This window comes from Paenibacillus sp. ACRRX (assembly GCF_022346885.1).
Classification (GTDB): domain Bacteria; phylum Bacillota; class Bacilli; order Paenibacillales; family Paenibacillaceae; genus Paenibacillus_B.
The window spans coordinates 318,938-339,869 of sequence record NZ_JAKRNK010000001.1 but is presented as its reverse complement, the minus strand read 5'-3'; the positions used below and the strand labels follow the sequence as shown (position 1 = coordinate 339,869).

General features: G+C 46.1%; 18 protein-coding genes. 6 read left to right on the top strand and 12 right to left on the bottom strand.

The features are described from left to right. The first annotated feature begins 101 nt into the window (after positions 1-101). Positions 102-1,274 (top strand): GGDEF domain-containing protein, encoded by a 1,173-nt coding sequence (locus tag MH117_RS01485; RefSeq protein ID WP_239326672.1) that lies wholly within the window; start codon positions 102-104, stop codon positions 1,272-1,274. Positions 1,275-1,369: 95 nt separating this feature from the next. Here the strand turns inward: MH117_RS01485 and MH117_RS01480 are convergent, their stop codons facing one another. After that, a complete protein-coding gene (locus tag MH117_RS01480; RefSeq protein WP_239326670.1) occupies positions 1,370-2,134 on the bottom strand; it encodes an ABC transporter permease in 765 nt (254 codons plus the stop codon). Next, a complete protein-coding gene (locus MH117_RS01475) occupies positions 2,131-3,090 on the bottom strand; it encodes an ABC transporter ATP-binding protein (protein ID WP_239327723.1) in 960 nt (319 codons plus the stop codon). Before MH117_RS01475 ends, MH117_RS01480 begins: the two co-directional genes overlap by 4 nt. Before the next feature lie 303 nt (positions 3,091-3,393). Here MH117_RS01475 and MH117_RS01470 point away from each other — a divergent pair, with 303 nt between their 5' ends. Next, entirely contained in the window at positions 3,394-4,839 is a 1,446-nt protein-coding gene (locus MH117_RS01470) for an RsmB/NOP family class I SAM-dependent RNA methyltransferase (protein ID WP_239326668.1), read from the top strand. A gap of 88 nt (positions 4,840-4,927) precedes the next feature. On the opposite strand, the gene MH117_RS01465 is transcribed toward MH117_RS01470, so the two are convergent. Next, the gene (locus MH117_RS01465; RefSeq protein ID WP_239326666.1) at positions 4,928-5,662 is read right to left on the bottom strand and encodes a hypothetical protein; all 735 of its coding nucleotides are present in this window, start codon (positions 5,660-5,662) and stop codon (positions 4,928-4,930) included. A gap of 245 nt (positions 5,663-5,907) precedes the next feature. Here MH117_RS01465 and MH117_RS01460 point away from each other — a divergent pair, with 245 nt between their 5' ends. Continuing rightward, positions 5,908-5,994: a YjcZ family sporulation protein gene (locus MH117_RS01460; protein ID WP_239327722.1), complete on the top strand. Its 87-nt coding sequence runs from the start codon at positions 5,908-5,910 to the stop codon at positions 5,992-5,994. Positions 5,995-6,077: 83 nt separating this feature from the next. Here MH117_RS01460 and MH117_RS01455 read toward each other — a convergent pair whose 3' ends face one another. The 3 genes from MH117_RS01455 to MH117_RS01445 are packed head-to-tail and all read right to left on the bottom strand — an operon-like array spanning position 6,078 to position 9,341. Further along, positions 6,078-6,881, bottom strand: a complete 804-nt coding sequence (locus MH117_RS01455; RefSeq protein WP_239326664.1) for a Cof-type HAD-IIB family hydrolase — start codon at positions 6,879-6,881, stop codon at positions 6,078-6,080. Positions 6,882-6,921: 40 nt separating this feature from the next. Continuing rightward, positions 6,922-7,665 carry a pseudouridine synthase gene (locus MH117_RS01450; RefSeq protein WP_239326662.1) on the bottom strand — a complete coding sequence of 248 codons (744 nt, stop codon included), beginning with the start codon at positions 7,663-7,665 and terminating at the stop codon, positions 6,922-6,924. Next, positions 7,665-9,341 carry an RsmB/NOP family class I SAM-dependent RNA methyltransferase gene (locus MH117_RS01445; protein ID WP_239326660.1) on the bottom strand — a complete coding sequence of 559 codons (1,677 nt, stop codon included), beginning with the start codon at positions 9,339-9,341 and terminating at the stop codon, positions 7,665-7,667. Before MH117_RS01445 ends, MH117_RS01450 begins: the two co-directional genes overlap by 1 nt. Before the next feature lie 186 nt (positions 9,342-9,527). Here MH117_RS01445 and MH117_RS01440 point away from each other — a divergent pair, with 186 nt between their 5' ends. The 3 genes from MH117_RS01440 to MH117_RS01430 are packed head-to-tail and all read left to right on the top strand — an operon-like array spanning position 9,528 to position 12,712. Next, the gene (locus MH117_RS01440) at positions 9,528-10,229 is read left to right on the top strand and encodes an ABC transporter ATP-binding protein (protein WP_239326658.1); all 702 of its coding nucleotides are present in this window, start codon (positions 9,528-9,530) and stop codon (positions 10,227-10,229) included. Next, entirely contained in the window at positions 10,226-11,581 is a 1,356-nt protein-coding gene (locus tag MH117_RS01435; RefSeq protein WP_239326656.1) for an ABC transporter permease, read from the top strand. Before MH117_RS01440 ends, MH117_RS01435 begins: the two co-directional genes overlap by 4 nt. Positions 11,582-11,623: 42 nt before the next feature. Continuing rightward, positions 11,624-12,712: an efflux RND transporter periplasmic adaptor subunit gene (locus MH117_RS01430; protein WP_239326653.1), complete on the top strand. Its 1,089-nt coding sequence runs from the start codon at positions 11,624-11,626 to the stop codon at positions 12,710-12,712. Between the two features lie 95 nt (positions 12,713-12,807). Here MH117_RS01430 and MH117_RS01425 read toward each other — a convergent pair whose 3' ends face one another. From MH117_RS01425 to MH117_RS01400, 6 genes are all read right to left on the bottom strand, one after another. Continuing rightward, the gene (locus MH117_RS01425; RefSeq protein ID WP_239326651.1) at positions 12,808-13,281 is read right to left on the bottom strand and encodes a DUF309 domain-containing protein; all 474 of its coding nucleotides are present in this window, start codon (positions 13,279-13,281) and stop codon (positions 12,808-12,810) included. Then, the gene (gene yjbM, locus MH117_RS01420; RefSeq protein ID WP_239326649.1) at positions 13,232-14,047 is read right to left on the bottom strand and encodes a GTP diphosphokinase; all 816 of its coding nucleotides are present in this window, start codon (positions 14,045-14,047) and stop codon (positions 13,232-13,234) included. The genes MH117_RS01425 and yjbM overlap by 50 nt, the downstream gene beginning before the upstream one ends. 59 nt (positions 14,048-14,106) lie before the next feature. Beyond that, on the bottom strand, positions 14,107-15,201 hold the full coding sequence (locus tag MH117_RS01415; protein ID WP_239326647.1) for a quinone-dependent dihydroorotate dehydrogenase: 1,095 nt from the start codon (positions 15,199-15,201) through the stop codon (positions 14,107-14,109). A 431-nt stretch (positions 15,202-15,632) separates the two neighbouring features. Next, positions 15,633-17,051, bottom strand: a complete 1,419-nt coding sequence (locus MH117_RS01410) for a L,D-transpeptidase (protein ID WP_239327721.1) — start codon at positions 17,049-17,051, stop codon at positions 15,633-15,635. Positions 17,052-17,106: 55 nt separating this feature from the next. Continuing rightward, complete coding sequence (locus tag MH117_RS01405) at positions 17,107-18,795, bottom strand: NHL domain-containing protein (protein ID WP_239326645.1); 1,689 nt, start codon at positions 18,793-18,795, stop codon at positions 17,107-17,109. 116 nt (positions 18,796-18,911) lie between these two features. After that, positions 18,912-20,882 (bottom strand): FecR family protein, encoded by a 1,971-nt coding sequence (locus MH117_RS01400; RefSeq protein ID WP_239326643.1) that lies wholly within the window; start codon positions 20,880-20,882, stop codon positions 18,912-18,914. Positions 20,883-20,932: the final 50 nt, after the last annotated feature.

Here is a 20,932-nt window from a genome sequence, read left to right as displayed (position 1 = left end):
TGATATATTAGAACATATTTTGCCGTAAAGTAAGCGGCCAATGTCGAATATTATCCAATTCAGCAATATCAAACCAGAATAACCTATTAGGAGTGCCTCAAATGAAAGAAGTTCTGCATTTCTTGCTTACGGAGAGAGATGTAGTCGCGCTGACAACTATGTGTCTATTATACATCATGTTGATCATGCTGCTGATGTCTGTTCGATTATATTCAAAACAGCGTTCATCCGCTTACGTGATCTTATTTGCGGGTATCGTTATGATGATCGTTGATCGCACCATTGCCCTAATGGACTTCTCTTTGCAAGAGGGAACCCTGCAATTGCTGAGCATTGGTAGAGCTGGGCTTGTTACTTTATCGTTTATTTTCGTAAATATTGCCGTTCTCCGACTATATAAGCGAATTAATCGACCAATGAGACTGCGCTTTATACTTATGATTGTTGGTGTGCCTGTCATGTCCGGCATATCCGCCCTGATCGCTGCACCAGATCAGAACGTGCTGACTTCTACTTGGCCATTGATAGCTTATCAAGCAGTGATCGCTATCCTATGTTATGTGCTTATCGCTCCACGAATTAGTCAGCAAGGACGCTATACCTTTAGTCTCGTTGTTCACCTTGGCATTTTGTTGACCATTACGCTTAACATTACCATATCGAACGGAACCAGTTCTTCTTTACTGATGACCCAGCATGTCGTCACACTGTGTTATTATACGATCCTATTTTTCTTGTTCTTTGAACGTATTGTGGAGAATTTGCAGACTACTTATCGTTCCTCAATTACCGACGGTCTTACCGGCTTATATAACCGCAGGTATATGCATCAGCGTATGAATCAATTTATCGCTGGCAAGCCGAAGCAGGTGTCCCTGATCTTTTGTGATATTGATAATTTTAAGCGATTAAATGATACAAAGGGTCACTTATTTGCAGATGAGGTGCTGAAAACAGTTGCTCAGATTGTACGCGAAGAGGTAGAAGATATTGGGCTGGCCGGTCGGTTTGGTGGTGAGGAGATCATTGCATTTATTGCTCATCGTAAAGCAAAGCCGCCTGTTATTGCAGAATCGATCCGCTCCCGCATAGAAGCTGAGGCAGGAGTGACAATAAGTATCGGCTATAGCATTTTACGACCCAAAATGTCAATAGATCAGTTAGTTAAGGAAGCCGATGAAGCGATGTATTATTCCAAACAAAATGGCAAAAACCGCGTCTCCTGTTATGGGGAAATCAAACATTTATTATCACCTATTAAACACATTAAATAATTATATCGCTGGTCGTATTAGTATATGAAGCGTTACCATTAAAAAATCCCACCGACTTTATCAAGTTTAATAATGTCGGTGGGATTTGCTGTTATTTATTGTACATCACGTTTGTTAAAGAAGAAAATAGTCACCAAGAGTAACACCATCATATAGATTCCATAGATCAGTGCCGCAAGACCAAATGATGCTCCTGCATAAGGCAATGATGCTCCTTGATCCTTAAAGTATGCGCCCCAGTTTAGGTTTGGGAAAATAAGAAGTTTATACCATGACTTGGATGCAAACATCCCCATCAACGGTCCCACGATCGACTGGGCTGCTATCGGTACAATAATCGACATCCCTAAGCTCTTGGTTAGTACCGCAACCGTAAAAGCGAGCAGTGAATAGAACAACAGCCCTGGAATAGAGAATCCAAGCTTCGCCAACACTCCACCCAAAGTGACTGTTGTTGGTCCGTTAAACAATATGATACCTGTAAGATATCCGATAATCGTGCTAATAATATATACCGATAATACGATAACAATCAGATTGACTAACTTGGACATTAAGATTGTCGTCCGACTTGCAGGCCGGATTAACAGCTGTTTGATCGTCCCGTCCTTGTACTCGTCTGTAATGATCTGAGCGGAGACTACAATCATAAAGTACAGTGTCACGATTGACGCAATATCAACTGTCGTATCCAAGAAATCCATAGAACTGAATTCCCCAGCAGACTTAAATATAAACAACCGCATAATCGTTCCCAGTGCAATAATCATTATAAACAAGAATGCATAGTAATAAGGAAGCTGCCGCTTGCTATTTGCCTTCATCCACTCATTGCGTACGAGACCTGAAAAATAACTCATTGAATGTGGCCTCCTTTCGTCATCGATAAGAATGTATCCTCTAAAGTCGGTGTAACGGCGCGAACCTCATATAATTTAACGCCATTACGTACCAAGTGTTCGATAACAGCTGGAATATCTTCATTCATCAACAACAATGTGAGTGAAGAACCAGCTGACGCTGTTATGTTCCATTCTGTATCCGCCAAGACAGACTTCGCATGCTCACCATCCCCAACACGCAGTTGGATAGAGCGTGCTTCAGCCGCATTACCTTCCGCATTCGGATCCAGAACACGTTCTCCAACAAATTTACCATTCTGGATAATAAGTACACGATCACACATCAATTCGATCTCAGACAACAAGTGACTGGAAACGAGAATCGAAATGTTCTCTTCTTTAGCCAAGCGGCGCAAATAATCACGCAGTTCGCGGATACCCGCTGGGTCCAACCCGTTAGTAGGCTCATCTAAAATGAGAATTGACGGGTTGTGTAGTAAAGCTTGAGCAATACCAAGACGTTGTCTCATACCAAGCGAGTAGTTTTTCACTTTCTTATCCAGCGCCTTGTCCAGTTCTACAAGTTTGACGATCTCATCAATACGTTCCTGCGAGATCGGCTTACCGCACATGCGCGCAAAGTGAAGCAAATTCTTCTTACCTGTCATAAACTTATACAATTCTGGATTCTCAACGATTGCTCCAACATGCGCCATCGCTTTGGATCGTTCATTCGATACATTGTGGCCTTCAATGATAACTTCCCCGGAAGTCATCGACATCAAGCCCACCATCATACGAATAGTAGTTGTCTTACCTGCACCGTTCGGTCCTAGAAATCCATAAACCTCACCTCGGCGCACACTGAACGATAAATTATCAATAAGCGTTTTACCGCCAATTATCTTCGTTACATTTTTTAGCTCTACAACGATATCGTTCACGTTCCCCACCCCTCTCTCATGGTCACACATTTGCATAGAAATAATTAACTAATTTAATTCATAACCTTTCTCTCTCTATATACTTTACAAACTTCGCTATAATTTGACTACTTACATTTTCGTAAGTTTTCACAATATTACATTATATTACATAAATTCACCTTTATGCAATCGTTTTTTCCTTTATGTATCTACATTCATGGATTGGAGATACACTTTTATATCCATCCCCACTTTCCTTCCGCATTAACCATATTGCAAAAGAGCCAGATTTTTCGGTAAAATATTAACGCATAATCAAGCAAATTTGTAAGAGCAAGGGGCCAAGTTCGAATGTATCAACTTAAACAACAACTTCCTGATTTATATCGCCAACAAATGACAGCCATTTTGCAGGAAGATGCTGCAGCTTTTTTTGCAAGCTACGAACAGCCTCGTACGTATGGCCTGCGTGTTCATCCAGATAAGTGGGTTCTGCATGACACAGCCCGTCAGCAAGCACTGCAGCAATTTGGTCTTGCTCCCGTTGCATGGTGCAGCGAAGGATATACGTATCTTGATCAGGCACGGCCAGGCAGACATCCATACCATGCAGCAGGATTATATTATATCCAGGAACCGTCTGCTATGTCAGCCGTCGCCCTGCTTGATCCGCAGCCGGGTGAAACGATTCTGGATCTGGCAGCCGCTCCCGGCGGCAAAAGTACACAAATCGCCGGAAGGATGCAAGGAAAAGGCTTGCTCGTGTCCAATGAGATTCATCGTGAGCGGGCACGCATTCTGGCCGGGAACGTAGAACGAATGGGCATGGCAAATGTAGTGGTCGTCAATGCTGATCCTGACTCGTTAGCCACTCGCTTTCCAGAAGTTTTTGATCGTATTATGCTCGATGCCCCGTGCTCTGGCGAGGGGATGTTCCGCAAAGATCCGGATGCGATTGATGAATGGTCGCCCGATCATGTTCAGATGTGTGCGGCAAGACAATGGGATATCGTTCAAGCCGCTGTACGCATGCTGAAGCCTGGAGGCACGATTGCGTATTCAACCTGCACCTTTAATGAGCAGGAGAATGAACAGTTGATTGCACGTTGGATTCAAGCATACCCTCAGTTCCGTGTTATAAAGACGGAACGAATCTGGCCTCACCTTCACACTGGCGAAGGACACTTCGTTGCTGTACTCCGCCTCGAAGAGCCTCTGCAGCATATTGCCGCTGCCAGCAGCACCTTATCGTGTGTGCCCGCACCCTCGAGCAAGCAGCAGAAGGGCAAGGCGTCAAAGCACAACGGGGACTCTCGTGCGCGTCAGGAAGCCGAGGCAGCCTATCGTGCATTTCAGGAGTGGGCCCAAGTAAATTTAACCCAGTGGACACCGGGCCCAGGGGAAGCCATATTATATGGTGAAGAGTTATATTGGCTTCCACATCCAATCAATAACGCCAATTTAAAACTGTCGCCGGACTTTTTATCAGGTCTACGGGTACCACGCCCGGGGCTTCATCTTGCGCATATGCGAAAAAATCGGGTCGAACCTGCCCATGCACTCGCATTGTCGCTGCAAAGCGCGGCATGCGTCAATTCGGTTTGGGAACTCCCTTCTGGCTCGAATCAAGTTAAAGCCTATTTAAGGGGCGAAACGATCACGGCTGAGCCTGGCGAGGAAACAGCCTGTTGCAAAGGCTGGACGCTAGTTACAACTGATGGTCTACCACTTGGATGGGGAAAAGTATCTGATGGCATCCTGAAAAACCATTACCCAAAAGGACTTCGCACCCCTTAGTCAGATGTCCTCACATGCAAATAAACCTCCAACCAGCATCTGCGTTGCAGTTGTCTGATTGGAGGTTTGTTTGCATATCGGATTAAAGTCATCTTACCGCTGCTAGAAGACATTCATCAATAATCTCATTATGGAACATCATATTAAGATGGAGGGCGGTAAAGGATTGTTCCTTTAACAGCTCCTGCATGATCGCTTGTGCTGCGCGGTCTCGGTCTTTACTTGTTCCAGGAACGCGGAAATCAATATATCCAGAGAGTTGTTCACCATTCGTATCAATTGTAGCCGTACCAAGCGGGAGTGAACCGGATGTAGTGCTGTATACATCGTACAGCAGCGTGTCACCATCGTCACGTGCCAGCAGTACTTGAATATCGTCAAATGATGAACGCTGAAGCTGCGAAGAGACAAATCCTACTTCGAGATTCGCTAACTTCTCTTCATTAGGTACTTCTTCAAGTTTCTCAATTAAAATATCATCGTAGGGATGAGTAATGGAGTCGACTCCGACATCCAACATTTCTTCGTACTCGCTAAGCAAGCTCAATACCTTAGAACAACCGCAAGCAAGAAATGACACTTCCAGTTCGCGGGCCCCCAGGGCTGCGCATAAATGCTGGACATACCGTTCTACTTGCGCTTCCAGCAGATTCATCGTCGCATCATCATTTACGGCTTCCTGATCCATTACAAATACCCCTTGCATTCGAGCCTGCTCGCGGTACAGCAGAAACAAAGAGCCAGCGTATGTGTCATCCAGCATCACATCCATCGTTTCACCGCCAACAGTCTTAAAATCCGGTCTAAGTTCAATAGTTGCCATCATTCAGCCTCCGATCGGCGTACGAAATATCGAAGTACGCGCCTACGGTTATCCTTCCCCCTAATAAGGTGTGTACATTCGCCCAAATTGCAAAAATCGTGACAACTGTCCAAACCGGATCAAGGCGATAGCATACTATAGAACTATACCGAATGACGGACGTCTCCGTCGCATCCTCCAACTGCCCGGAACGTAAACCCGAATCGGTGTGGGCCCATCTACATTGCAAAGGGAGGAATTATACGATGAGTGCTGTAGCAGGTTTTACTTCCACGGGCGTTATTTTGGTATTGTTCATCCTGTTGGTTATTGTGTCCTGTGCCTTTATCTAACTCAACAACAGAACGCTACCACGATCAGGAGGGGAGGGGCTACCCCTCCTTTTTGTTGGCGGCATGACGGATACGCACAATCATCACAGACAATACTTCAGCAGCGCCTCGTGGACTCCGTTCTCATTGTTAGATAAGGTGATGTCATCCGCAGCAGATTTAACGTCGAGCGGTGAATTATCCATTGCAATTCCGGTACCCGCATATTGAATCATTGTCATATCATTATAATAGTTACCGATCGCTAAAATGTTGTGACGATCAAGTCCCCTTGACTGGGCTAGCTGCTTAAGTGCATTTCCTTTTGTAGCCTCCGGGTGCATGACGTCAATAAAATAGTCACCAGAGCGAATGTACTGTAATTCATGCGTCCACTGATTCAGTTCTGCCTCTATTTGGTCCATTTGGTCCTTCATGCCACTCATCGTCAGCTTTAACAGCGGCTCTAGAAGACCATCCCAGCCCGGAAACACTTGCGGTGTTATGAGAAACTGCTTATATAAATCCATCACTTCGTCTGTTAACACTTCCACACTATCTACATACAAATGAAAAGCAGTGTTCACATCAAAATGAACGTGCTGCTCACGGCAATAGGACATGTACACTTCCAATTGTTTGCGAGGCATCGTAAAATTGTGCAAATTCTTGCGGCCATTGGAAGCGATGGTAGCAGCACCATTATGAGTAATGACAATACCCTCTAGTCCAAGCTGTTCCAGGTAAGGCAGCGTACTGCTAGGACTGCGTCCTGTGCACAACACGATTTCAACGCCCTGTTGTGCCACCTTACGTATCGTTTCTGCATTTTGCTCAGACAACGTATGATCGTCATGCAGCAATGTACCATCCATATCCAGTGCAACCATTTTTATATCTGTACTCATTTGTAACCCTCCACCTATTTATCTCTATTATGCTAAGAACTCATTGTGCTCCAGCTTGTAATAATGCCAACTCGTCAGACGTTAATTCCCGCCATTCACCCAGCTTTAATGATGGATCAAGATTCAGCGTCCCCATCGTCAGCCTTTTCAAATAAATGACCTGCTTGCCTACAGCTTCAAACATACGCTTAACTTGATGGAATTTCCCCTCTGTTATCGTCAATTCGATATCAGAAAGCGTGATATCCTCATCCTCATCTACAGCTTGGACGACCAGCACAGCAGGCTGCGTAACATACCCATCATCAAGAGTGACTCCTGCTTGGAACGCCGCAATATCGTGCTCATCCACCTTCCCGCGTACTTTCGCATAATATGTCTTGGCAACATGCTTGCGCGGCGAGAGCAGCGCGTGAGCAAGCTTGCCATCATTGGAGAGCAGCAGCAGCCCTTCTGTATCTTTGTCCAAGCGACCAACCGGGAACGGCTCAAACACTTTCAGCTCCTCCGGCAGAAGATCAATCACTGTACGCTCCTTGTAATCTTCAGTCGCGGAAATGACCCCCGGAGGCTTATGCAGCATGACATATATAAATTCTCGATACTGTATCCGTTCGCCGCTTAAGTATATCTCATCTTGTTCAGCGTCAACTTGCTTGCCACTATCTTTTATAACCACTCCATTGACGACGATAAGCCCCATCTTCGCCCACTTTTTAATTTCTGAACGTGTGCCGCACCCCATATGTCCCATCAATTTATCAAGTCTCATTTTAGCAGCCATTACGACGTCCACCTCCAAGCCACGGGATATTCATTTTTTAGGATACCATTCACCCATTTGCCAAATCCGATTGGACAATCATGAAGCGTCAAAAGTACATAACCTTTTGACGCTGCATGATCATCCAGCTCAAGATCAGTCTCTTGTATAGTCAGTGTATCGCCGCGCAAATAAGGAACAACATCAGAATGTTCGATTGTTAGCGGGTATACCCTTTTTGCCTGACCCGGATGTAACCCAAGGGCAAGCGCATGTGAAGGCTCAAAGCGCTCCCCTTTATAGGTGCCTACGAACCAACCTGGTCTGACTACACGCAGCATAGAGAGAACCTCAATTGACAATGGACTTACGTAAGCGTAAGAGCCGATGCATACATTAATATCGGGAGCTGCATCCATAAAATGCTCATTGTAGAAACGCACAAAAATCTCATGCTGATCATGATCGGGTCTGTATAGACCTTTTCTGTTGCTTTCTGTCCTTATTTGGCGGTGATCTGTGCGTGGTTTTCCAGCTCGCTTGCGTGCATCGAGAGCATTGTCCTGTACACGCTGGCGTATACGTCCTCCACGGTCCTGTTTGCCAGTTGACGAAAGAATGTCTTTATCATTAGGATTATATGGACACGGCTCGTCTGAAGGACGGGCAATGCTTAATTCATTCGCTATCCGATGATGTCGTTCACCAGCTCGTTCCAGCACAGCAACATAATGACCTTCGCCTTTAACATGATGTGGCCACAATCGTATCGTTCGTGATACTGCCGCAACAGCCTCAGCTGACGCCTCCCAGTCGTGCTCTCGCAGGCAGTCAGAAGCCCATTCCGGACGACCTGGTCTCATCCCATGTGACAACGGTACTTCAACAACGGAATAATCCGAATGTTTTGTCAAAAATCGGGCAATCGCGGCCTCATTTTCCTCTGGAGAAAACGTGCAAGTTGAATAGACCAAACGTCCACCTGGTGCTACCAATTTAGCGGCACTATCCAAAATATCCTGCTGCATCGCAGCATAAGACAATACGGGTTCCCTCTCCCACGCTTTTACCATCTCTGGATCTTTGCGAAACATACCTTCGCCTGAGCAAGGCGCATCTACAAGTACTTTGTCAAAGAACTCCGGCAGGGCTTCGGCTATGCGCTCTGGCCGTTCATTCAGTACCACTGCACGTGTAATGCCATACAATTCCATATTGCGGACTAGCGCCTTGGTTCGATCTGGATGGATATCGTTTGTCACGAGCAGCCCGTCTCGACCCATTCGAGCAGCAATTTGAACTGACTTTCCGCCAGGCGCCGCACATAAATCCAATACGCGATCTCCTTGTCCCACTCCCAAATATTCAACAGGCGTCATCGCGCTTGGCTCTTGTATATAGTACATCCCTGCATGATAGAAGGGATGCTTGCCTGGCCGTGCACCCTCTGAGATATAGAATCCATCCGATGTCCATGGAATCGGTTCAATAGGCAGCGGGAACAGCTCTTTAAATTGAGCTACTTCCATTTTAATTGTATTAACACGAAGCCCTGCATACGGGGCATGATGATAACTGTTAATAAACGATTGATACTCATCACCTAGACGTGAGCTCATTGCATCTAGAAATGCTGTCGGCAGCACCTTCATACTTTCATCCTTCCTCTTTATACCTGTTAAGCGAGTAGATAACATTGAACATAGCATATCATGATTTTCACTAATTTTGAAACGATTGAAGGGCCCCCTCTATCGCTGTTCGTCCGACTAATGTTACATTATTGTAATGTAGGGTAAATTGTAGGAACTTCTTTATGTTGCGCCTCGTATGTAACTTTAGTAGATTCTAACCATACTCGAAATATAGAAAGGGGGAGCCGCATGCTCAAGGTTGAACAGTTATCACATACGTTTCGTAATGGACCTGAGCTAACGAAAGTGCTTCATCACATTGACTTTCACGTGGAGAAGGGTGATATGATCGCCTTGCTCGGCAGTTCGGGCTCCGGCAAGTCAACACTGCTAAATCTCATGGCAGGTCTGATGAAGCCGACAGAAGGAAACATATACATAGCAGGGCAAGACATCGTCAAGATGAACGAGAACCAGTTGGCGGAGTTTCGCCGTACGAACATCGGCTTTATTTTTCAAGCTTATGAACTTATACCTAACCTTACGGTTCGAGAGAATATCGAACTTCCGCTCGTTTTCCAAGGCATATCACCTGGCAAGCGAAAGGAAAAGGCAAAGCAGTTGCTTGAGCAGGTCGGGATACCAGACAAGGGTGAGTTATTCACCTCACAGCTGTCTGGCGGTCAGCAGCAGCGTGTCAGTATCGCGCGTTCCTTAATTACTGAGCCTTCTGTCATCTTTGCGGACGAGCCGACTGGCAACTTGGATACGCGTACTGAGGAAGAAATAATCGCCATTCTGAAGCATTTGAACAAGACGATGAGCACTACATTTATTATCGTTACCCACGAACGTGAGGTAGCCGATCATACCAAGCGTGTTATTACGCTCAGGGATGGCCATCTTGTTGAAGATAAAGCCCCTGTCGCCGTTGAAGGAGGCACAGCATGAGAGCACGAGACTATATGAGCCTTGCCATAGACCAACTACGTAGACGAAAAGTTGTTACTGGACTATGCTCCGCCGGTATCTCCATCGGCTGTGCAGCTATCATCGTTGCAATGAGCCTCGGTCAATCCGCACAGATCTACGCCGAAAAAGAACTTAACTCCTTCCTCAAGATGGATGAAATTACAGTAACCCCGATCCAGAACAAAGGCGAAGAGGTAAATAAGGATGTAGACAACAGAGGTAAGCTGACTAAGCAGAAGCTGAATCTGGTCCGCAATCTTCCACATGTCAAGGCAGCGTCACCATTTGAAGAGGTCGGATACTTCTCCATGCACACGACAGATGATCGCAGTAACAATGTGCAGGTCATCGGAACAGATTTGGAGCAACTTGCCAATTTCAACCATCAGTTTCGTCAAGGAGGTCCTTCTGACGTTGCAGATACTGTTGTTCTTAATTACGGTGCAGAGTACGGACTTCTGGACAGAGAAACATTGGAACCGCTTATACAGAAGCAGAATCAAGACCCTTTTAACGAAGAAATTACGCAGCAGCTGGAAAATATTCAAAAGTTGCATACTCCGTTATTCCAACGGCAGGTACGATTCGAACGAGCTGACACGGCTGATCAGCACAAGCCTACTACTAGCACAATGCGAATTACGAGTGTGATAAAGAAACCCGCAGACGCATCTGCCGATTCTGCCAAGTACGATAAGAAAGCCTACACTTCGCTAGAAACGGCCGCACTTATACGTGATCAGCTAAAGTTGAACCAAGGGCCGGATGCGCCCCCTCCAAGTGAAGCAGGTACATATAAGTCTATTCTTGTTAAAGTAGACGATCAGAAAAATGTAGAGCAAGTGGAAAAACAAATTAAGAAGCTGATGCTCAACACACAGACCAATCTCAAGCAGAAAGAACGTTTGGAGGATACATTCAAGATGGTACGAACGATTGCACTAGGTGTTGGTTTGTTCGTCTTGATTATCGCCTCGATCTCAATCGTTGTTGCAATGACAATGTCCACTCATCAACGCCGTCGTCAAATCGGCATTATGAAAGTACTTGGCGCTAATTTGAGGCAAATACGCAATATGTTTATTATAGAAGCCGCACTGCTTGGTCTATTGGGCGGACTTATCGGCGTTATGATCTCGTATTGGCTAGTATGGGGCATTAACGGAGCTGCTGCGAGAGCAACCGAAGCAGGTCAAGGATTTATTTTTATCCCACTCATCAATATTCCATTAGGCATATTTTTTGCAGTGCTTACTGGTGTGTTATCCGGTATATATCCTGCGCTCAGCGCTTCACGCACCGATGCATTAACAGCTATTAAGCGTGATTAGAATTGCAGCGTCCAACAGATCTAGAGGAGGAAACAAAATCAAATGAAAAAAACAATAAAATGGGTTGTTATTTTAGGCTTACTAGCAGTCATTAGTTATGGTTTATACACTTTTGCCAATCCTGCTTCGCCTGATGCAGCCAACAAAAACGCTAATGCAGTCACTTTTGAGGTGACGCAAGAAGATTTGATACGCAACATTGAAGTAAAAGGCAAATCAACATACGAGACAGAAACGATTGTTTATGCGCCTTTTAACGCCAAAGTAAAGCAATGGACCGTCAAGGATGCACAGCAGGTATCCAAAGGCGACACCCTTTTCCAACTAGATCCGACAGAACTTGAGCATGAGATTGCACAGACAGAAGCAGAACTGAAAAAGAAGAAGCTTGAAGAGCAGCTCACCAAGTTCCAAGCGACAGTTAACAGCGAAACGGGTATGATGGGCATGACAGAAGATGAGGTCAAGAAACAATTTGTGCAGAAGGAAACCGCTCGCCTGCAGCAAGAGCTTGGCAGCGTATCCCGTGACATTCAAATGCAAGAGATGGCTGATAAACGCAAGAAGATTGCAGCAGCCCGCTTCTCTTCACCTGCATCGGGTATTTTCCTTTATGATGAGGCAAGCAAGCTGCCCCAAGTGGTGCAAGAGAATGCTCGCATCGGCAAAATTGTAGATACGAAGAAACTTCAATTAGTATCGCTTGTAGGCGAGCAAGACATTTTCTCCATCAAAGTCGGTATGCCTGTAAAAGTAAAGATTAATGCGATGAAAGAAGTACCTTTAAAAGGAAAAGTACTGAAAGTATCCAAATTTGCCAAGAGTGGTACGGATCAACCTTCGACAGTGACAAACCAAGCCGTACAATTCGAAGTCATCATTAGTCTAGAAGCCAACCAGAACCTTATAGCAGGATTAAGCTTAACTGGCCAAGTCGAAGCTGCCCGCAAACCAAATGTGATTGTAGCGCCAACTGTTGCAATTATGAAGCAGCAGGACAAAGCTTATGTTCAAGTGCAAAAGGCAGACGGTCAAGTGGAGCGCCGTGACATTAAGATTGGCATGGAAACTCCGGATAAAACTGAAATAATTGAAGGACTGAAACCAGGGGAAACAGTTGTGCTGCAATAAGCTGGTGAATGAAATAATGAGCCTAGACTAAATACAACATATAATACACAAGCAAAGAGCCAAGGTATCCTAACGCCTTGGCTCTTTGCTTAAACTTATTTGTCTATTAGGCCATCATCTGCTTCAACTAAATCAGTGAGCGAGCACATAATTACAGCATCCGCAAGCTCACTATCTTCAATGGTAATCGTCAAATGCTCCAAAGGGACAGCACCTTCTGACGTCCGTAACGCTTTAAGCAACCTGAGTGTATCATGGCGAATGAGGTCAAGCCGGATGCCCAACTCTAAGTCTGCATAACTATCGAGCTTCTGCAAAGCGGCTTCCCATAACTTCACGGCACCAGAATTGTTCCCATTATGCCAATGATGAAGTCCAACAGCCACTTGCAGCAATCCTTGATAGAGCGGCTTCCGTCCCTCCTCAAGCCATAATTCCTCCATGACATCATGGCAAGCGTAATAGTCCCGCTCTTCATTAAAGAGCTTTATAAAAGCCACATACAGCCTATCGTAGCCCTTATTCGTCATCTGCGCTCCGACTGCTTCTCTTAGCGGTGCTAATCGCATTGATGAGATCTTCTTCCAGCCTTCTTAAGCCTGCCAAATCATTCTGCTCCCACAATTCGTTAAACCGGAGCTGGAAGTGAATCGCTTCCGTAATCTTATGATAAAAATACAGCTCTTGGATAAAGGACAGACAATTCTGCACAATCTTCGACTTGTCTTCAAAGCTCCGCTGCGCATCCAAGATCTCATGTCTAATACTTGTCATCTCATTATCAAGAATAAATGCTGCCTCAGCGGCCTTCTTCAGCCGCTCTCTTACATCGTCTGGCAGGCTGTCTTTATATTTATAGTTCAGAGAGTGCTCAATTGTAGCCCAGAAATTCATCGCCAGCGTGCGAATCTGAATCTCAGCAAGTACGATCTTCTGACCTAGAGCCGTCTGAACCGGATATTCAACGATCATATGAAAGCTTCGATAACCGCTGTCTTTGAAATTGGTAATGTAGTCTTTCTCATACAACACGCTCATATCTTTGCGATTGCGAATGAGCTGTGCCACATAACGAATATCTTCGACAAACTGGCACATAATGCGGATACCCGCAATATCCTCTATCCCACGTTCAATATGTTCCCGGGGAACATCAAGCCGCCTTGCTTTCTCCAAAATGCTCGAAATACGTTTGACACGACCCGTCACAAACTCGATAGGCGCGTATTCCTCACGCTTCTTCAGCTCCGAGCGCAGCGTCTTGAATTTGACCTTCAGCTCCTCGACGGCCTGTTCATAAGGCAGCAAAAATTTTCCCCAATCTCTTCCGTCCATCCGAACGCCTCCTGTCCGTCCAACCGTTCATCCAGCACATTGTATAGTTGCACTGCTGTTTATTTATGGTCTCTCCCTACTGCCTCTGAAATATGCTTATAACCATCCTGCTCAAGCAATTGTTTAATCCCTCGAGCAAGCTCACGCGTAATCTCGGGGCCACGGTAAATAAAGGACGTGTAAATCTCAACCAAACTAGCTCCAGCACAAATATGCGCATACGCATCCTTTGCTGTGAACACGCCTCCAGAACCGATAATAGGCAGCTTACCTTCTGTCAGGCGATATACCTGACGAATTACTTCAGTTGATCTTTCCGTTAGCGGCTTGCCGCTTAATCCCCCAGTCTCCACCCGATTGGAGTGCGTTGTCCCCATCCGGGACAACGTCGTATTAGTTGCAATAATGCCGTTTACACCGCTTGATACGATTGTATCCGTCATATGCGCCAACTCTTCGTCTGAGACATCAGGAGCAATTTTCACAAGCACAGCCTTATTCTTGCCGCTTGCCTTATTCTGTGTATTCATCTCGTTGACTACCGCTTCCAATAAGGAGCGGAGCTCGTCACCGTGCTGAAGATTACGCAGATTAGGCGTATTCGGGGAACTAATGTTCACAACAAACAGATTAGCAACATCATACAACGTCCGAATACATGTTAAGTAATCCTCGTTAGCTTGCTCGTTCGGTGTCACTTTGTTCTTGCCGATGTTAACAAATACAGGCACAGTGTAATTATCCAACCGCTTCAGCCGTACGTTCAACATCTCAGCACCGTCATTGTTAAATCCCATTCGGTTAATTAAGGCTTCATCCTCTGGCAAGCGAAACATCCTAGGCTTCTCATTACCCGATTGACCGACAGGTGTCACAGTTCCTACCTCAATAAATCCAAATCCAACTGAGGATAACGCCTCAACCGAAGTCGCATTCTTATCTAAACCAGCCGCCAAGCCAATAGGACTATGAAAATGCAGCCCAAATAGATCCGTGGCCAGCATAGCCTCCTCCTTTACGCCATACATGCCTCGTAAAAGTGCAAGTGAACCTGGAACTTTAGCCGCAGTCGCCATTCCGTCCAGCACAAGGTGATGGGCCCGTTCCGGATCCATGCGAAAAAACATCGGTTTACCAACATAACGATATAACAAAGGTTCCACTCCGTTCGTCTGTGATCATGTTATTTATTCTAACATATATTATTAAATTTGGTTAGAGGAACTCCCTGTGTACATCCGAGGGGAAACTGATCCTATGTTACAGTTTACTGGTTTCGCCGCTAAAAGAAAAGAGCGTCAAATCACACGCAAGACCTAGCCAAAACAAAAGAAAACGGTTACAATATAGAGTATAGAACCACATAAGAAAGGTGATGACCTATGTCAGCCAAACGCATGCCTCCTACTCGGACGTCTCACAATTCAGACCCCGTCAATAGCTCAGCGATCACCTGGATTTCCGGCATTCTATTGTTAAGCATTATACTTATTACAGTATTACTTATCATTAACGGTTAGACCTTTACGATATATATTCAGGAGCCGCTCCCTAGATCTAGGGAGCGGCTCTTTTGTCATCGATATTATCCTAACCATTTGTAAATCTTATTAGGGTTGTCCTGCTTTGGAGTAAGCGGCACTTGATATTTCTCACCCGAGGGCGGAGCTACGTCAACATCGGGAAGTACGCCTTTTGTAATCTGAACCTCTGTGCCAATTGGCACAAGATCATATAGCTCCTCCACGTCCTGCCTCGTCATTCTAACACATCCCAACGAGCGATTGGCTCCTATACTATCCGGCTCATCCGTTCCATGAATCGCATATAACGTATTGGAAAGTGTCATGCCTCTGCTGCCAAAAGCTCCTGTAGCACTGCCATTCGGGTTCACAACCTTTTCCGATATTGTAAATTTCCCCTCCGGCGTCCGCTTACCACCCAATCCAACTTTGTAGCTGCGGATAATCTGATCTCCGCTTATAAGAGCAAGCCGATGTGAGCGTTTATCAACCACGATCCGCAGCGCTTCCTTGAAGGGCTGCTTCCCAGCTTTGGTTTTCGAAGCCCACAATAGTTTTAATCGTTCGCTGCGGGATGGAGTTGTCTTTGCACTGGAGTTCCATTGTTTCACGGCCTCCTCATAATAAGGAGCTGCGAGCGAATCTACGCCAGCGATCCGATTGCGCGGATATGATTTCGCCAGCGTCTCAAGTCGAGGCGGCGGCTCTGCCCCGCTGCGAATAACTGCCGTCACAATGGAACGTGCAATGAGCGTGCTCTCCGCTTGAGCAGCCCAAGCCTTTGCATACCGATTGGCTTTGTCCCGCTCTGGTTTACACTCACATTCGGGAAGTTTTAGGTTATCAACTTGAGCCTGGCCCTTTGTAGCTGCCGGTCGAATGGACATCGACGGTTCGGGGGAGCGACTCCACAGCAGCCAGCGCTCTCTCTGTTCCTGTTCAATAATAAGCGTGTTTGTCTGTGCTTGCTCATTTTGAGAAGCAACCTTTACTGCTTTCTTCAAAGCATTGCCGACTGCATCGGGAGAGTTCTTGCCAACTAGTTCAATAATCGGTATGACTATCGCTGGTTCTTTGACCTCTTCACTCGGCTTGACTTCTTCAGTCGCCTTCTGGAACGCAGGTGCAGCTGCTTCTCCACCTGGTATAGCAATTAATAAGGAGCTAAGAAGGAGAAGCAGCAGAACTGAACGGATTGCCAATTGACGACGTTGGCGCACCAATTGACGATGACGAAACGCTTGTTGTCTCAAGGATCGTTCCTCAGCAGCCGTTTCAGCGGGCAGTGGACCATTCTCAAACGCTTTATAAATATCTCCAGCTTGATTAAAGCAATAATTGGCCTTGTTGTTTTCTCCGGCGCGTTCATACTGCTTGCCTAGCAAATACCAAGCCATACGACTGTCTGGATGAGACTCCAGGTACTTTTTCATATACGCTTGATCTTTTTCTGAAAATGGCGATTCGCCCTGAATTTTCATCACCTTAAATGCTCATCTCCTTCCCCTGCCTGCTACTCCACAATGCCTACTACCGTTACTGCGGCGGCAGCGAAGATCCGGTTACTTCGTATCTGACAAATAACGTATCTCGGATGACAACCGTTCTCATGGTTGGCAGCCAATCTGCTTGAAATCCGAATTGTTCCGCAATAAATCGTATAGGCAGCATGACCCGATCTTGTTCGATATAAGGTGCAGCATGCATCCCTACAATCGTCCGCTGTCCTTGATCCACACGAATAGCTTCGCGGCTTCCAACTTTTAATTCATACTGAATTGAACCATAAGATAGTATTACCGTTCCCTCTTTGCTCATTGAAGTCTTCATTCCTACAGCATCAGCAAGAGCACGTAAGGGAAGCCACACGCTCCCGTGTTTGAGCTGCGGAGTAACTTCGTCAGGTAGGATCTGCTTATTGTAAACAAGAGAGATGTGTTCAGCTGCTGAACTACTTTGATGACTTGTCTTCATGCCTATGGGCAGCTCATATCGCTGCAGCACACGTATTTTATTGTTAAAAGAGTCTGTGAATGCTATTCGTCCATCCTTAAGTGCCGCTACTCCTGTCGGTTCATGCAGAGTCGCCCTCTCAGCAAAGCCGTCTATTGCTCCGCTCACCTCTGGCTGCCCCGCTATCGTGTAGACTTTATCGTCTTTGATCATACGCAGCACATGATTCCAACGATCCGCTACTATAATGCTTCCATCAACTGCTATCGCAAGTCCGTTTGGACTATTAAACAGGGCTTGATTTGCAGCACCATCCCGATAATCTCCTGGTACATACAGCTCATGACTACCATATAGCCGTTGTGTCGACTTGTCATATGCCCCGCTGCCGGCAAGCGTGGATACCGTATTCAGCTTCAAATTTATCGTACGAATCCTCTGATTGCCTGTATCGCTAACGACCAGCGTATCTGGATTCAGCCATATTAGTGCGGACGGCTCATTAAAGAGGGCATCCGTAATGGTTCCGTCTTTATAATTGCCTGCTGCAGCCAGAGCCCCATCTATATACTCTACAACACGGCTTGAACGAGAAGTAATCGTCTTCACGTTCCCCGTCCGATCAATCGTTCGGATAACATGATTTAATGAATCCGCTACATATAATGTCCCGTCGTCTCCAATAGCGATCCCGCGCGGAGAATGAAATCTCGCCTGCTTCGCAGCGCCATCCTGCCAACCTGCCAATCCATCGCCCGCAACAGTTGATACAGTACCATCTATAGTTCGTTTACGAATAACATGATTACCGCTGTCCGCAACATATAATGTTCCGTCCTTGCCTATTGCCATTCCCATAGGAGATTGAAAGAGTGTGTTTGCGCTTTTCCCATCCAGCCATCCACCCACGGGATTCCCTTGTACATTCAACCCAAGCTGCGCACCTGCTATTGTATTAACGTTTCCTACAGCATCAACTTCACGAATCAAATTATTATCCGTATCTGCTACAATCAGCTTACCGGCACTATCTACCACGAGACTAGTCGGATAACGGAAACGTGACAAGGCTCCCTCACCATCCTGCCAACCGGATTCACCATTACCAGATCTGTGAACCAGTTCATACCACTGCGAACCTTCCAGCCATCCTTCCAGATGCACCGCAGGAGACTTCATCTGAAGTAACGCATTTTCATTTGGAATGGATGCTTTGTCCACAGGAGGGGCTGACGCTGACACAGTCAACGGTTGTAACACTACCATTGCCATCATCACGCATGTGATCCCAGCTATGAGAATTCGCTTTGACTGGTGAGTTAATCTATGGATGCAATTATTCAAAGCCCTTTTCATCATTGACTTTCTCCTTTATGTTCATAAACCAATTAAGGAACAATCGGAATAATAAGCGGCTTCTGTGCAGCAGTCGCCGTTATCGCTTTACCTTCAGCATCATACATTTTAAGCTGCTTAATAGTCAGCTTCAGCTCCTTGCCGGCTTGTGCTACGTAAGGTAGACTTATCAAAACGTCATCGTTGGAGAGCTGAGCAGCTCCTGTCTTTGTCCTTAACAGCTGATAATAAAATAAGTTCCCTGTGCTGCTCCATTGATCTATAGCGTTACTAATCACATAATGATCAGCATTATGAGCTATCTTAAATTTCCCGTTGACCCCATGACGATAAATCGTAGATTGAGAATCAAGCAGCTTCGTATCGAGCTGTCCACCCTCGACTTCGATTGCCAACTCAAGAGAACCTACAAGCGGGCTCACTTGGAACCTTTTTAATACCGCGTGTACCAGCACAGCCTTTCCAGCTTGTAAAGAAGCACTGTCACCTTTCAGTTCCAACACGTTTAATGTCTCAGGTGGAGGTGTAACAATTCCGCCACCATTCCCGCCTGCGCCCGCTCCTCCACTACCACCCGGATTGTCCTCATCGGTCTCGCAGCTAAGCACATTGGCCGCATTCTCGCACAGTTCTGTATGGGCTTGGTTTTTCCGCTCGTTAAATTGATCACGCTCTTTAGCTGTCAGTTGTTCGAGATAGCTTGCTACAAGCTGTTTTGATACCTCTTTGTCTAGCTTTTTTTGCACTTCTTCCCGCTGGCGTCCTTCTTCCATAAGCTTATCCTTTAGATCGCGCAATTCTTCGGATAATACCGTCACAGGAAGCGTCTCCTGTAGACGCTCCGCAACATAAGCCGTCTGCTTTAATTCATCAATAGACAGACGAAGCTGTTCCTGATTGGAACTAGAACCTGCTTGTTGCGAATCTCCTCCACGCTGCCGCCAGTTTGCAGCTTCACCCTCTGTAATGACACCTGTACGTACAGACATCGACAACACTGCATCCAGGTAGGACTGCACATTATGTATCGCTCTTTCCTTTAATGCTTTTACAGCTTCTGCAGACAAGGAAGATTCTTTACTATCGTTCGGCATGCCTAGCTGACTGTAGCTGTATAATGAAGAACATATCGACTCAATCGCGCCATTCAGGCAGCTTCGGCTCCATTGATCCAGCATGGTCTTATTCTCTGCCTGTGCCTCCGTATATCCTTCCACCATTGCTCGAATAATTGCCGTGTCCCCAGGAGCCACGCCCTTCGGATCCGCATAGCTCTGAAGTGCCAGCATGCCAGTCCTGCTGCCACCTACAGGGATAAATGTACTTGACTGGGCCGGATAAATATCCTGCTTGCCTAACGTAAGCAGCGGGCCCCCCGCTTTCATCCAGGAGGCGGGTGCAATGGCGTATGCCGCATTCCGATCCGCACCTGATACTTCACCCGCCATTAACGTGTCATCAGCAACCCCATACGGATAATACACCCTTACGACACCTGCTGACACAGTAAGTCGCGACCAACCAGCCATAGGATGGACGTAGACACCAAACTGAGTTCCACGTACCGCCATAACTGTTGTTGGTGTCTCCAGTTCAAAGCGGTCATCAGCGCCTGCAATCGATTTTACTTTTAACCAAGCCGAACCTGCCCAGACACTGATCCGGGTGACGACTCCTTTATCCTTTTTCAGCTCCGTGAAGCTGACATCTGAATTTTCACCAATCGTTACGACATCCTGTTCTGCTCCGCCTGCAAGTTGAAGAACTACTTTGGACTTCGCTCCAGTCGTAATCCGATCCCCTTGATTAATACTCATCTTCTTAAACACTTGGAGAGGCTTCTTGCCCCCTACTTTCTCGACTAGAACTTTACCTTTCCATTCGGTAACAACTGCTGCACGAACTAACTTAGCTGCTGCGGCAGTTGTTTGTATGCTTACTCCACCACAAATGGCGGCAAACAACATCACAAAGGACAACACGATACAAGTTACTCGTTTCATTCGTATACGCCTCCTTACTTATTTATCGGCTGTGATGGATCATTGTTCAA

Coding starts and splice junctions, on each gene's coding strand:
- MH117_RS01485 (WP_239326672.1), top strand. CDS start 102: ATGAAAGAAGTTCTGCATTTCTTGCTTACGGAGAGAGATGTAGTCGCG.
- MH117_RS01480 (WP_239326670.1), bottom strand. CDS start 2,134: ATGAGTTATTTTTCAGGTCTCGTACGCAATGAGTGGATGAAGGCAAAT.
- MH117_RS01475 (WP_239327723.1), bottom strand. CDS start 3,090: ATGTGTGACCATGAGAGAGGGGTGGGGAACGTGAACGATATCGTTGTA.
- MH117_RS01470 (WP_239326668.1), top strand. CDS start 3,394: ATGTATCAACTTAAACAACAACTTCCTGATTTATATCGCCAACAAATG.
- MH117_RS01465 (WP_239326666.1), bottom strand. CDS start 5,662: ATGGCAACTATTGAACTTAGACCGGATTTTAAGACTGTTGGCGGTGAA.
- MH117_RS01460 (WP_239327722.1), top strand. CDS start 5,908: ATGAGTGCTGTAGCAGGTTTTACTTCCACGGGCGTTATTTTGGTATTG.
- MH117_RS01455 (WP_239326664.1), bottom strand. CDS start 6,881: ATGAGTACAGATATAAAAATGGTTGCACTGGATATGGATGGTACATTG.
- MH117_RS01450 (WP_239326662.1), bottom strand. CDS start 7,665: ATGGCTGCTAAAATGAGACTTGATAAATTGATGGGACATATGGGGTGC.
- MH117_RS01445 (WP_239326660.1), bottom strand. CDS start 9,341: ATGTTATCTACTCGCTTAACAGGTATAAAGAGGAAGGATGAAAGTATG.
- MH117_RS01440 (WP_239326658.1), top strand. CDS start 9,528: ATGCTCAAGGTTGAACAGTTATCACATACGTTTCGTAATGGACCTGAG.
- MH117_RS01435 (WP_239326656.1), top strand. CDS start 10,226: ATGAGAGCACGAGACTATATGAGCCTTGCCATAGACCAACTACGTAGA.
- MH117_RS01430 (WP_239326653.1), top strand. CDS start 11,624: ATGAAAAAAACAATAAAATGGGTTGTTATTTTAGGCTTACTAGCAGTC.
- MH117_RS01425 (WP_239326651.1), bottom strand. CDS start 13,281: ATGCGATTAGCACCGCTAAGAGAAGCAGTCGGAGCGCAGATGACGAAT.
- yjbM (WP_239326649.1), bottom strand. CDS start 14,047: ATGGACGGAAGAGATTGGGGAAAATTTTTGCTGCCTTATGAACAGGCC.
- MH117_RS01410 (WP_239327721.1), bottom strand. CDS start 17,051: ATGAAAATTCAGGGCGAATCGCCATTTTCAGAAAAAGATCAAGCGTAT.
- MH117_RS01405 (WP_239326645.1), bottom strand. CDS start 18,795: ATGGCAATGGTAGTGTTACAACCGTTGACTGTGTCAGCGTCAGCCCCT.
- MH117_RS01400 (WP_239326643.1), bottom strand. CDS start 20,882: ATGAAACGAGTAACTTGTATCGTGTTGTCCTTTGTGATGTTGTTTGCC.